The following is a 12,278-nucleotide window of genomic DNA, read 5'->3' on the forward strand; positions in this document are numbered from 1 at the left end:
ATGGTTGATTCTTACGACGACTCCCTCGATGGGGAGAAAAGCAAAACCCAGGTCAAACGCGAGCTGCATGCGCTGGTTGACCTCGGCGAGCGCCTTACAACGCTCAAGAAAGACTTGATTGCCAAATTGCCACTGACCGACGAAATGCGCCGGGCGCTTGCGGATGCTCCCAAGCACACCGCGAATATCGCGCGTAAACGGCACATCATGTTTATCGGCAAGCTGATGCGCGATCAGGACACTGATGCCATTCTGGCCTTGCTCGATCAAACCGATGCCTCCACTCGCCAGTACAACGAACGCTTCCATAACCTGGAGCGCTGGCGTGACCGCCTGATCTCGGGCGATGACGCGGTGCTGGAGAAATTCGTGCTGGACTACCCGGACGCGGACCGCCAGCAACTGCGCTCCCTGATCCGTCAGGCCCAGCACGAGCAGGCGCATAACAAGGCGCCGGCCACCAGCCGTAAAATCTTCAAATACATCCGTGAGCTGGACGAGACTCAACGCGGCCTGCGTTGACCCTCTTCCCCGGGTGGCGGTCTTCGCCACCCGAAGCTCCGGCCATTACGACCCCGTGCCACCCACGGTGATCGCATCGATTTTCAAGGTTGGCTGACCGACGCCGACTGGCACCGACTGCCCATCCTTACCGCAGGTGCCCACGCCGCTGTCCAGCGACAGGTCATTACCGACCATCGACACCTTGCTCATGGCTTCCGGCCCATTGCCAATCAACGTCGCCCCTTTGACCGGCGCGGTAATCTTGCCGTCTTCGATCAGGTACGCTTCGCTGGTGGAGAACACAAACTTGCCGCTGGTGATATCGACCTGGCCGCCGCCGAGGTTGGCGCAGTAGATCCCGCGTTTTACCGAGGCGATGATTTCCGCGGGGTCGCTTTCGCCACCGAGCATGTAGGTGTTGGTCATGCGCGGCATCGGCAGGTGCGCGTAAGACTCGCGACGGCCGTTGCCGGTACGCGCCACACCCATGAGGCGGGCGTTGAGCTTGTCCTGCATATAGCCCTTGAGCACGCCGTTTTCAATCAGCGTGGTGCATTCGGTCGGCGTGCCTTCGTCGTCGACACTCAACGAGCCACGCCGGCCGGCCAGGGTGCCGTCATCGACAATGGTGCAGAGTTTGGATGCAACCATTTCGCCCATGCGCCCGCTGTAGGCCGAACTGCCTTTGCGGTTGAAGTCGCCTTCCAGGCCGTGGCCCACGGCTTCGTGCAGCAGCACGCCAGACCAGCCCGAGCCCAACACCACCGGCAAGGTACCGGCCGGCGCCGGAATGGCTTCCAGGTTGACCAGCGCCTGACGCAGCGCTTCACGGGCGTAACCCATGGCGCGGTCTTCAGCGAGGAAATAACGGTAGTCGGTACGCCCGCCACCGCCGTGACCACCGCGCTCGCGGCGGCCGTTCTGCTCAACAATCACACTCACGTTGAAACGCACCAGCGGCCGCACGTCCGCCGCCAGCCCGCCGTCCGTGGACGCCACCAGAATGCGCTCCCACACGCCAGCCATGCTCACCGTTACTTGCTGAATACGCGGGTCGAGCGCACGAGTGGCCGCATCGATACGCTTGAGCAAATCGACCTTTTCCGCGCGGCTGATCACCTCCAGCGGGTTATCCGGCGCGTACAGCTGGGCCACGTCCTGAGTGCTGAAAGCCTGCACAGTGCCGTTCTGGCCGGCGCGGGAAATCGAGCGTGCCGCGCGCGCCGCCAGGCCGAGGGCTTCAAGGGTGATGGCGTTGCTGTAGGCAAAACCAGTCTTTTCACCGGATTGCGCGCGCACGCCTACGCCTTGGTCAAGGTTGAAACTGCCTTCCTTGACGATGCCGTCTTCGAGGGCCCACGACTCGGAAATCTGGCCCTGGAAATACAGGTCGGCCGCGTCGATGCCCGGCCCGGCCAGATCACCGAGCACGGTTTGCAAACTGTCGATGGTCACGCCACCGGGTGCCAGGAGGTGTTCACTGACTGAGGACAACAACTCGCTCATAGGTTTGGCCTTAAATTCATCGTTCTGAAGCAGGCCGCTGCGCGCCCTGCGAGAAAAAGCGCCGATGATTGACCACCGGCATGCGCGCCCGTATCGACGCTTGTTCACTGCTATCGCGTTCGGCCAACAACACCGCTTCGCCTTGATCCTGTTGTGTCAGCACACGCCCCCAAGGGTCGACTATGGCTGCGTGGCCAAAGGTTTCCCGTGGCCCCGGGTGCGCACCGCCTTGAGCGGCGGCCAATAAATAGCACTGGGTTTCGATGGCTCGCGCCCGAATCAGTACATCCCAATGTGCCGCGCCGGTCACCGCCGTAAAGGCCGAAGGCGCGGTAATCAACTCCGCCCCCGCTGCACGCAGCTCGCTGTACAGCTCGGGAAACCGCAAGTCGTAGCACACCGTCAGGCCCAAGCGCCCCACCGGCGTGTCCGCCACCACCACATTGCTCCCGAAAGCATAGTCGTCAGATTCGCGATAACGCCCCCTGGCATCTGCAACATCGACATCAAACAGGTGCAATTTGTCGTACCGGGCGACGATTTCGCCCTGATCATCGATCAATAGCGAGCAAGCGTTGGACTTGGCGTGCGGTTGGTCCTTGGGCGGCAACGGCAAAGTGCCGGCCACTATCCATAAGGTGAGGTCGCGGGCGGTCTGTTTCAACCAGGGCAGGATCGGGCCTTCGCCCAAGGCTTCGGCGCGACCGATATCGGCCACGTCGCGGCGACCCATGGCAGCGAAGTTCTCCGGCAGTACCGCAAGCTTCGCACCGCCCGCTGCCGCCTGCTCCAGCAAGCGCCGGGCCTGAGCCAGGTTGGCCGGCACATCGCTCTGGCTGACCATTTGAATTACCGCAAAGGGCATGGGCCGACACTCCATAATAGGCATGCGGCCATGCTACTCCACAGGCTCTCAGTTTGGCTTTTCAAATGGCTTGTCGAAGGTGATTTTTGGATCCTTCCACGGGCCTTGAACCTTGTATTGCACGCTGGCGAAGCGCGAAACACGGTCACCGATCAGCTTGTCGATCAGGAACAACGCGCCGCCAATGGCGGGCGCGCCGACAATCAGCGCGGCAATCGGCAGGTTGTTGGTCACCGGCAACGTGACCAGCAGCTTGGCGTCGACACGGTCAGCCACCAGGTCCAGGGTGCCATTGAGCTCCAGGTTGGTGGACGGGCCGGTCATGGTGATGGGTTCACGGGTGACGAACACCCCATCACTGGCGGCCAGCAAGCCTTTGACCCGGTCATAACTCAAGCCCTTGCCGAGCAGGTCCGAGAAGTCCAGGCGCAAACGGCGACCGATCGAATTGAAGTTGAGCAAACCAAACACCCGCAAGGCCTGGGCGCCACCTTCCACTTCGACAAACTGGCCTTTACGGAATGACGCATCCAGGCTACCGGAGAAACGCTTGGGGCCAACCCAGGCCGGCGAACCCGGCCAACGGCCATCCACATCCAGGTGGAAGTCTTCGCTGGTCACGGTCGGCGCAAAACCCCAGCCCTTGAGCACGTCGGCAATGTTCTTGCCGTCCAGGCGGCCCTTGTACCAGCTGCTGCTGGCGCCGGGCGCGCCTTCCCAACCGCCGGCACCATTAAGCTGCATGCCCTTGAGGCCGAGGTTGAGGTTGTTGAAGGCCAGGCCTTTGGCAGTCGGGCGGATCTTCAGCGACCAGGCGCCCACCAGGTCGGGGCCCTGGAACAGCTGGTTGATGGCGATATCCAGCGCGGGGATGTCCTTGGGGTCGATATCCGCCAACGGGTCCGGTGCGTTTTCGTCGGCCTGCGCGGTCGGGTCCACCGCCGGCAGCTTCACGTATTGCAGGTTGATCGCAATCGGCGCGCCCTTGGCGTCCGGCAGGTTGACCGTGCCCTTGGCCTGCTGGCTGTCGAGCTGCAAACCCCAGGCGGCAGGCTTGCGGTCCAGCTGAAGGTTTGCCTGATCAAGCTGGGTGCCAAAACCGATCAGTTTGCCCACTTTGAAGTCGGCACCACTGAGCAACTGTTTGGCGCTGCCGCCTGGGTCGTTACCGGCGTAGCGGTTGGCGAGTTTTTTCCATGGGTCAATATCCAGTTCCGACAGCACACCGCGAATACGCAAGCCTTTGGCTGCGGGCAACACAGCATTGCCGGCGCCAAGGAACAACTCCCCGCGCCCATCATTGAATTTGTCCGGCGGCGAGGCAAAGGTAAAGCTCGCCAATTCGCCGTAGTCGAACCAGTAACGACGCTCGGCACCTTGCAACGTCATGCGGAACACACTGTCACGGCCTTGGCTGGCAGGCATGCCGAAGGGCGCCGGAAGGTCTATCGCCACGCCTTTCATACTGGAGCTGACCATCAGTTGGCTGTCGGCGCCGTCCAGTGTGAGTTGCAGCTGGTACGGAATATCACCGGACACTGGCAACGACTGGCTGATTTTTAACCAATCGGTCAGGCGCTTGACCGTGACCTGGCCCTTGGCGGTGACGCGGGTACTGATGTTGCCTGGCTTGCCATCGGCAACAATTTGCGCGGTGATCGGTCGATCGAATGCCTGGGCCGAGATGTTCTGGCCACTCAAGCCCTTGCTGCTGTCGAAGCGGAAATCGCCCTTGAGCTGTGTCAGGTCCAAGGTCGGCTCCGCCAATTGCAGACGGGCTTTGTCGGTCTTGAAGTCCACCACGATCTTCGGCTCGGTGCCTTTGACCAGCGGAATGTCCAGGTCCAGATTGCCTTGCAGGTCGCCGTCGCCCTTCCAGCCGGCAAAGGTTGAACCCGTGCCTATCGGCGCGTCCTGAAGGATCTTCAAACCATCACCCAGGCCGCCCGCAAACCCACCGGTGATCAGCAGGTGGCTGTCTTTACCGGCCGGTGCGTGGGGAATATTAACGTAGACGTCCTTGACCTTGGTGTCGAGCAATTGGCCCTTGCTGGCCAGGATGCGCACGCCGCTCTCCTCGACAAACACTTCGCCATTGACCTTGCTCACATGCGGCCAACCCGGCTGGAAGGCCAGTTCGGCGTCATGCACCTTGAAGAACAAGCTGATGTTGCGCGCAGCGGGCAGCGCGTCATGGTTGAGCGAACCTTGGTACTGGAAGAACCCTTGGTCCACGGCGCCTTTAAGAATTGCGGTGCGCAGCCATTCATCCAGGGACGGGCTCAACACGGCCGGCAAATACTTGGGCGTGAAACGACCATCGCCATCGACCATACCGACCCGCAGGTCCATGTAGTCTTCCTGGGCATGGTCGAAGTGCAGGCGAATCAGGAAGTCGGCAGCCACTTTGCCCTCCTCGCCCAGCACCTTGATGTAAGGGGCAATCAGGGTGAAGCCTTCTTTATCCAGCTTCCATGTCAGGCGCGCGTTGGCCTGGATGTACTGCCAGGGCTTGGCGAAGATCGGGTACAGGTGCAGGGAAAAATCCTTGCTGTCCATACGCAACTCACCCTGGCCCAAATCGCCACTGATACTCCCGGATACGTTCCGTGCGGCTGGCGCACCGAAGTACGCGTCAAAACCGATGCGTTCAAGGTTGGCGGCGAAGCTGAGTTTTTTATCGGTGGCGTCCTGCGGACGGAAATCCACCAACACATTGCGCAACACGCCCGTGGCCTTGAGGTGCTCGATGGTTTTGGCAAAACCTTCCGGCAATGGCGCCAAGGCATTCAACAGCGGGGTAACAGGGGTCAGGTCAAGGCGGTCAGCCTGAAGCTTCCAGGTTTCCTGGTCTTTGTCGGTCGCCACGCTTTGTTGCAGTTGCAGGTGTGATTCCCAGCGGGTATCGCCGATGTTCATCGCCAGTGAATCGAACAACACCTTAAGGCCACTGTCACTGCGTTGCAGGTAGGCGGTCAGGGCGAGGTTTTCGATATGCACAGGTTTGCGGTCGGCGTAACTGCCCTTTACTTGCGGTGAGTTGAGGCGCACCACGGCACTTTGGACGGTGCCTTTGCCCCAATTGAGCCAGAACTCGCCACCGGCTTTGAACTGAGTGAGCTTCCATTGCTGGGTCAGCCTGGCGGGAATCCATTTGGCCCAGTCACTTTGAGGCAGGCTCAGGTAGGCTTCGACTTCGCCCTCTTTCCATGCGCTTGCGCGAATACGGCTACGAAGGCTCAGCGCCAAAGGCTGGCCGTCCGGCAGGGTGACGCGTGCATCCAGGCGTTGGCGGGTGTTGCCGGTATGCAGGCTCAGGCCCACATAGGTCAGGGTCAACGGCGCTTGCTCGAACGGCTGCAATGTCACCTGGCTGTCGAGCAACGACACGCGCTTGACCATCTGCATGCGCGTGAGCAACTGCTGCGGGTCCAACGGCTTGTCATCCTGCACCGGCAAACCTTGCAGCGCCCAGTGGCCGTCCTGGTCTTCCTTGACACTCAACTGCAGGCCGCTGACTTCCAGGTGGGCGATACGCACTTCGCGCGCCATCAGGCTGGCCCAGATATCCGGCACCACTTCAACCTGATCCAGGCGCAAGGCGCTGTTGCCTTCGCCGACCATCACGTCGTGGGCCAGCAATATCGGCGCGAAACCACTCCAGCGCCCTTCGAGGCTGCCGATGTGCAGGGGCATCTCCACCGCAGCCTGCGCCTTGGCTTCAACTTCGGCGCGGTACTCCGCCACCAGTGGGACCAACTCACGACCCAGGCTCACGTACACCGCCGCCAGTACCAGCAGCAAGGCGCACAGGCCCAGGCCCCAACGGGTCAAGGCGGCAAAAAAGCGTGTCAGACGCTCCATGTCAGGCGACCCTCAAGGCAGTTAGCGGACGGCAGATCAACGCCTGCCGGTCTCGAATAAAGAAAGCGATTGGGGATCAGAGCAGCACCACGTCGTATTGTTCCTGGGAATACATGGTTTCGACCTGGAAACGAATGGTGCGCCCGATAAAACCCTCAAGCTCAGCAACGTTACCGGACTCTTCATCCAGCAATCGGTCGACCACTTTCTGGTTGGCAAGCACTCTATAGCCTTCCGCCTGGTAGGCACGTGCCTCCCGTAAGATTTCGCGGAAAATCTCGTAGCAAACCGTTTCCGGGGTCTTCAACTTTCCACGCCCCTGGCAACTGCTGCACGGCTCGCACAGCACTTGCTCAAGGCTTTCGCGGGTGCGCTTGCGGGTCATCTGCACAAGACCAAGCTCGGTGATCCCGATAATGTTGGTCTTGGCGTGGTCACGCTCCAGCTGCTTCTCCAGGGTGCGCAGCACTTGGCGCTGGTGCTCTTCGTCTTCCATGTCGATGAAGTCGATAATGATGATGCCGCCCAGGTTGCGCAGGCGCAGCTGACGGGCAATCGCGGTGGCTGCTTCGAGGTTGGTCTTGAAGATGGTTTCTTCGAGGTTGCGATGCCCCACGAACGCGCCGGTGTTGACGTCGATGGTGGTCATGGCTTCCGCCGGATCGACCACCAGATAGCCGCCGGACTTGAGCGGCACTTTGCGCTCCAGGGCTTTCTGGATTTCATCTTCGACGCCATACAGGTCGAAGATCGGCCGCTCGCCAGGATAATGCTCCAGGCGGTCGGCAATTTCCGGCATCAGCTCGGCCACGAATTGCGTAGTGCGCTGGAAGGTTTCCCGCGAGTCGATGCGAATTTTCTCGATCTTTGGGCTGACCAGGTCACGCAAAGTACGCAACGCTAGACCGAGGTCTTCATAGATGACGCTCGGCGCACCAATGGTTTTGATCTGTGCGCCGATCTGATCCCACAGCCTGCGCAGGTAGCGGATGTCCATGAGGATTTCGTCAGCACCGGCGCCTTCAGCGGCGGTGCGCAGGATAAACCCGCCGGCTTCCTTGATGCCTTCGGCCGCTACGCAGTCGCTGACCACCTTTTTCAGGCGCTCGCGCTCGGCTTCGTCTTCAATCTTGAGGGAAATACCCACATGCGCGGTACGCGGCATGTACACCAGATAGCGCGAGGGGATCGACAGTTGCGTCGTCAGCCGCGCGCCTTTTGAACCGATCGGATCCTTGGTGACTTGCACCACCAGGCTCTGCCCTTCGTGCACCAGGGCGCTGATGCTTTCTACCGCCGGGCCTTCACGCAGGGAAATTTCCGAGGCGTGGATAAACGCGGCACGGTCCAGGCCGATGTCGACGAAAGCCGCCTGCATGCCCGGTAATACGCGCACCACCTTGCCTTTATAGATATTGCCGACAATACCGCGCTTCTGGGTGCGCTCGACGTGCACTTCCTGCAGAACACCGTTTTCTACCACCGCCACGCGCGATTCCATCGGCGTGATATTGATCAGAATCTCTTCACTCATGGCTGGGTCTCGTTCAGGCGTTTTCACAATAGTGACCGATCGCTTAAGGCTTGGCGCGCAAATAAAGGCGTTCAGCGCGCGGTAAGGTTTTGCCAACAGGGTATGCCGAATTGGCCGAGCAGTTGCGCGGTTTCGCACACCGGCAGGCCGACCACAGCGGAATAGCTGCCATTGAGCCCGGCGACAAACACCGAACCCAGCCCCTGGATAGCATAGCCGCCGGCCTTGTCCGCAGGTTCGCCACTGTGCCAGTAGGATGTAGCTTCCTGGACAGAAATAGCGCGAAAACGTACACGACTGCTTACACAACGCGTTTCGCAACGATGGCCGTCGGTGAGGGCAATGGCAGTGAGCACTTCATGTTCACGACCTGAAAGCGCCATCAGCATCGCCAAGGCATCGGCTTGGTCCACGGGCTTGCCAAGGATCTGGCCATCCACGATCACCGCCGTGTCCGCACCCAGCACACAGGCCTGCACACTTTGTTCAAGCGCAGCAAAACCCGCCTCGGCCTTGCCGCGCGCAAGGCGCTCGACGTAGGCAACGGCGGGTTCATTAGTAAGAGGGGTTTCATCAATGGCGGCGCTGACCACGGTGAAAGGCACACCGATCTGGGTCAACAGTTCACGCCGCCTCGGTGAGCCCGAGGCCAGGTAAAGCGAATTCATTGCAGACTCTCCCTGTAGAGTTTGATAACCAGGCAGAGCCTCGCAATCCATTCAATTGATTTTATAGCGACGACGTAACCCACGCAGGCCGAAACTGACCCAAGGCCACAGCAGCGCACTGACCAACGCTGGCAACACCAGCGCCAAGGTCGGTTGGCGGTTGCCGGTCAAGGCACTGAGCCACAGTTGCACCAACTGCGCCAGGCCGAAGATCACCAGGATCACCAGGCACTGTTGCCACATCGGGAACATGCGCAAACGCTGCTGCAACGACAGCACCAGGAAAGTAATCAGCGTGAGGATCAATGCGTTCTGACCCAGCAAAGTGCCATAGAGCACGTCTTCCGCCAAGCCCAGGCACATCGCCGTGACCATCCCGACTTTATGCGGCAGGGTCAGCGACCAGAACGCGAGCAACAACGCGAGCCAGAGCGGTCGCAGGATCTCCATGAATTGCGGCAGCGGCGAGACGCTAAGCAATAAGCCGATGGCGAAGGTCAGCCAGACGATCCAACCATTGCGTGAATGAGTACCGGCCATTATTCCTCCCTCTGCCGCGTGGTTGCCGGGGCAGCGGCCGCTGGTCGAGCGGCTGGTGTGGCGGCAGGCGTCGACGCAGGCGGTTTGGTTGCGGCGGGTTTCGCCGGGCGGGCGTTGTGGGTGGCAGGTTTAACGGGCGTCGCCACCGGTGCTGCCGGAGTTGCCACCGGTGCAGGCGGCCCAACAAATGCGGGCTTGGGCACCGTTGCGGGAACGATCGGCGTTATACCGTTCTGCTTGTCTTCCGCTTCCTGGGCCTGGGCGGCGTCGTTGGCGCGCTCTTCCGGAGTGCGATTGTCGCTGAATACCAGCAACAGATAGCGGCTGCGGTTCAAGGCAGCGGTTGGCACGGCACGCACGATAGCGAAAGGCTGGCCGGAATCGTGGATCACTTCCTTGACCGTCGCCACCGGGTAACCCGCCGGGAAGCGCTGACCCAAACCGGAGCTGACCAGCAGGTCGCCTTCCTTGATATCGGCGGTGTCGGCAACGTGACGCAACTCCAGACGCTCCGGGTTGCCGGTGCCGCTGGCAATCGCGCGCAGGCCGTTACGGTTGACCTGTACCGGAATGCTGTGGGTGGTGTCCGTCAGCAACAATACCCGTGAGGTGTAGGGCATAAGCTCCACCACCTGGCCCATCAGGCCACGGGCATCAAGCACCGGTTGGCCCAGCACGACACCGTCGCGCTCACCCTTGTTGATGATGATGCGGTGGGTAAAGGGATTTGGGTCCATGCCGATCAACTCGGCCACTTCGACCTTCTCGTTGACCAATGCCGAAGAATTGAGCAACTCGCGCAGCCGAACGTTCTGCTCGGTGAGGGCCGCGAGCTTTTGCATGCGCCCCTGCAACAGCAGGTTTTCAGTCTTGAGTTTTTCGTTCTCGGCGACCAGCTCGGTGCGGCTGCCGAATTGGCTGGCCACGCCCTGGTAGAGCCGTTGCGGCAGGTCGGTGATCCAGTAAGTCTGCATCAACACCAGCGACATCTGGCTGCGCACGGGCTTGAGCAGTGCAAAGCGGGCATCGACCACCATCAGCGCGACCGAAAGCACGACCAGCACCAATAAGCGCACGCCCAATGAGGGGCCTTTGGCGAAAAGCGGTTTAATAAGCCGCTCCTCCCAGGCAAATGTTCTCTTTATTCATACGGCATCAAACCGGCCTGGATGCAGATTGAAGAAGATAAACGCCAACAGGCAGCACTGCAAAGTGCTGCCTGCGGGCGAAGCATGGTGCAACCAACGATCTTATTCGCTGGAGAGCAGGTCCATGGTGTGTTTATCCATCATTTCCAGTGCACGACCACCGCCACGGGCAACGCAGGTCAGCGGGTCTTCGGCGACGATCACCGGCAGGCCGGTTTCCTGGGCCAGCAGCTTGTCGAGGTCGCGCAGCAAGGCGCCACCACCGGTCAGCACCAGGCCACGCTCGGCGATATCGGAAGCCAGTTCCGGCGGCGATTGCTCCAGGGCGCTTTTCACAGCCTGAACGATGGTGGCCAGGGACTCTTGCAGAGCTTCCAGCACTTCATTGGAGTTCAGGGTGAAGGCACGTGGAACGCCTTCGGCCAGGTTGCGACCACGAACGTCGACTTCGCGAACTTCGCCGCCCGGGTAAGCGGTGCCGATTTCCTGCTTGATGCGCTCAGCGGTAGATTCGCCGATCAGGCTGCCGTAGTTACGACGTACATACGTGATGATCGCTTCGTCGAAACGGTCGCCGCCTACACGCACGGATTCGGCATACACCACACCGTTCAGGGAAATCAGGGCGATCTCGGTAGTACCACCACCGATATCCACCACCATCGAACCGCGCGCTTCCTCAACCGGCAGGCCGGCGCCGATTGCGGCAGCCATAGGCTCTTCGATCAGGAACACTTCACGGGCACCGGCACCAAGGGCCGATTCACGGATGGCACGACGCTCCACCTGGGTGGACTTGCACGGAACGCAGATCAGCACACGTGGGCTGGGCTGCAGAAAACTGTTTTCGTGAACTTTGTTGATGAAGTACTGCAGCATCTTTTCGCAGACGCTGAAGTCGGCGATCACGCCGTCTTTCATCGGACGAATGGCAGCAATATTGCCTGGTGTACGGCCGAGCATGCGCTTGGCCTCGGTGCCAACGGCAACGACACTTTTCTGATTACCATGGGTCCGAATGGCCACAACTGATGGCTCATTCAGAACGATACCGCGCTCGCGCACGTAAATAAGGGTGTTGGCAGTGCCCAGGTCAATGGAAAGATCGCTGGAAAACATGCCACGCAGTTTCTTGAACATGGGGAAAGGACCCTAGGCAACGCGTGGGTAAAAAAGTGCGGCAAACTCTAACAACGACAGGGATTTTGGGCAAGGCGCCAATGTGCTAAATTGGCCGACTTTCTGTGCACCAACCCCCACAATCGCGGCCTTATGACCGTAGAAATGCGGTAGTGTTCCGACAATCTAACACACGGATGCCCTCCGTTCTGTTTTCCACTGGAGAAACCCATGGCGCTTGAACGCTCCGACGTGGAAAAAATCGCGCATCTGGCCTCGCTTGGCCTTAATGACGCCGATCTTCCACAGACCACCGCAGCCCTGAACAGCATTCTCGGGCTGGTCGACCAAATGCAGGCCGTAAATACCGACGGCATCGAGCCCCTGGCTCACCCGCTGGAAGCCAGCCAGCGCCTGCGTGCAGACGTTGTGACCGAGCGAAATAATCGCGAGGCCTACCAGTCCATCGCGCCAGCGGTCGAAAACGGCCTGTACCTGGTTCCGAAAGTCATCGACTAAAGGGAAAGAGC

Annotated in this window: 10 protein-coding genes; 2 read left to right on the plus strand and 8 right to left on the minus strand. The window is 60.4% G+C overall.

The genetic code is table 11. The features are described from left to right. Nucleotides 1-522, plus strand: a complete 522-nt coding sequence (yjgA, locus tag GIW28_RS18385; protein ID WP_017138246.1) for a ribosome biogenesis factor YjgA — start codon at nt 1-3, stop codon at nt 520-522. Nucleotides 523-567: 45 nt separating this feature from the next. Here the strand turns inward: yjgA and tldD are convergent, their stop codons facing one another. The 8 genes from tldD to mreB form a co-directional block, all read right to left on the minus strand. Continuing rightward, entirely contained in the window at nt 568-2,010 is a 1,443-nt protein-coding gene (gene tldD / locus GIW28_RS18390) for a metalloprotease TldD (protein WP_017138247.1), read from the minus strand. 16 nt (nt 2,011-2,026) lie between these two features. After that, nucleotides 2,027-2,875, minus strand: coding sequence for a carbon-nitrogen hydrolase family protein (locus tag GIW28_RS18395; protein ID WP_236446195.1), 849 nt, complete (start codon nt 2,873-2,875; stop codon nt 2,027-2,029). A gap of 48 nt (nt 2,876-2,923) precedes the next feature. Further along, a complete protein-coding gene (locus tag GIW28_RS18400) occupies nt 2,924-6,739 on the minus strand; it encodes a YhdP family protein (protein WP_236446194.1) in 3,816 nt (1,271 codons plus the stop codon). A 76-nt stretch (nt 6,740-6,815) separates the two neighbouring features. Further along, entirely contained in the window at nt 6,816-8,273 is a 1,458-nt protein-coding gene (gene rng / locus GIW28_RS18405) for a ribonuclease G (RefSeq protein ID WP_010213134.1), read from the minus strand. 71 nt (nt 8,274-8,344) lie between these two features. Beyond that, nucleotides 8,345-8,941 (minus strand): Maf family protein, encoded by a 597-nt coding sequence (locus tag GIW28_RS18410; RefSeq protein WP_017138249.1) that lies wholly within the window; start codon nt 8,939-8,941, stop codon nt 8,345-8,347. Between the two features lie 51 nt (nt 8,942-8,992). Beyond that, nucleotides 8,993-9,481, minus strand: a complete 489-nt coding sequence (gene mreD / locus GIW28_RS18415) for a rod shape-determining protein MreD (protein WP_017138250.1) — start codon at nt 9,479-9,481, stop codon at nt 8,993-8,995. Beyond that, a complete protein-coding gene (gene mreC, locus GIW28_RS18420) occupies nt 9,481-10,593 on the minus strand; it encodes a rod shape-determining protein MreC (RefSeq protein WP_080593785.1) in 1,113 nt (370 codons plus the stop codon). Before mreC ends, mreD begins: the two co-directional genes overlap by 1 nt. Before the next feature lie 138 nt (nt 10,594-10,731). Then, a complete protein-coding gene (gene mreB / locus GIW28_RS18425; protein WP_002555108.1) occupies nt 10,732-11,769 on the minus strand; it encodes a rod shape-determining protein MreB in 1,038 nt (345 codons plus the stop codon). 210 nt (nt 11,770-11,979) lie between these two features. On the opposite strand from mreB, the gene gatC reads away from it, so the two are divergent. Then, nucleotides 11,980-12,267 carry an Asp-tRNA(Asn)/Glu-tRNA(Gln) amidotransferase subunit GatC gene (gene gatC / locus GIW28_RS18430; protein ID WP_003188556.1) on the plus strand — a complete coding sequence of 96 codons (288 nt, stop codon included), beginning with the start codon at nt 11,980-11,982 and terminating at the stop codon, nt 12,265-12,267. Nucleotides 12,268-12,278 lie beyond the last annotated feature (11 nt).

Source organism: Pseudomonas sp. PA-5-4B (assembly GCF_021606215.1).
Taxonomy (GTDB): domain Bacteria; phylum Pseudomonadota; class Gammaproteobacteria; order Pseudomonadales; family Pseudomonadaceae; genus Aquipseudomonas; species Aquipseudomonas edaphica.

What these genes read in the sequence shown, in the direction of transcription:
- gatC (WP_003188556.1), top strand. Translation starts at nt 11,980, where the DNA reads ATGGCGCTTGAACGCTCCGACGTGGAAAAAATCGCGCATCTGGCCTCG.
- yjgA (WP_017138246.1), top strand. Translation starts at nt 1, where the DNA reads ATGGTTGATTCTTACGACGACTCCCTCGATGGGGAGAAAAGCAAAACC.
- GIW28_RS18400 (WP_236446194.1), bottom strand. Translation starts at nt 6,739, where the DNA reads ATGGAGCGTCTGACACGCTTTTTTGCCGCCTTGACCCGTTGGGGCCTG.
- mreB (WP_002555108.1), bottom strand. Translation starts at nt 11,769, where the DNA reads ATGTTCAAGAAACTGCGTGGCATGTTTTCCAGCGATCTTTCCATTGAC.
- GIW28_RS18395 (WP_236446195.1), bottom strand. Translation starts at nt 2,875, where the DNA reads ATGCCCTTTGCGGTAATTCAAATGGTCAGCCAGAGCGATGTGCCGGCC.
- GIW28_RS18410 (WP_017138249.1), bottom strand. Translation starts at nt 8,941, where the DNA reads ATGAATTCGCTTTACCTGGCCTCGGGCTCACCGAGGCGGCGTGAACTG.
- tldD (WP_017138247.1), bottom strand. Translation starts at nt 2,010, where the DNA reads ATGAGCGAGTTGTTGTCCTCAGTCAGTGAACACCTCCTGGCACCCGGT.
- rng (WP_010213134.1), bottom strand. Translation starts at nt 8,273, where the DNA reads ATGAGTGAAGAGATTCTGATCAATATCACGCCGATGGAATCGCGCGTG.
- mreD (WP_017138250.1), bottom strand. Translation starts at nt 9,481, where the DNA reads ATGGCCGGTACTCATTCACGCAATGGTTGGATCGTCTGGCTGACCTTC.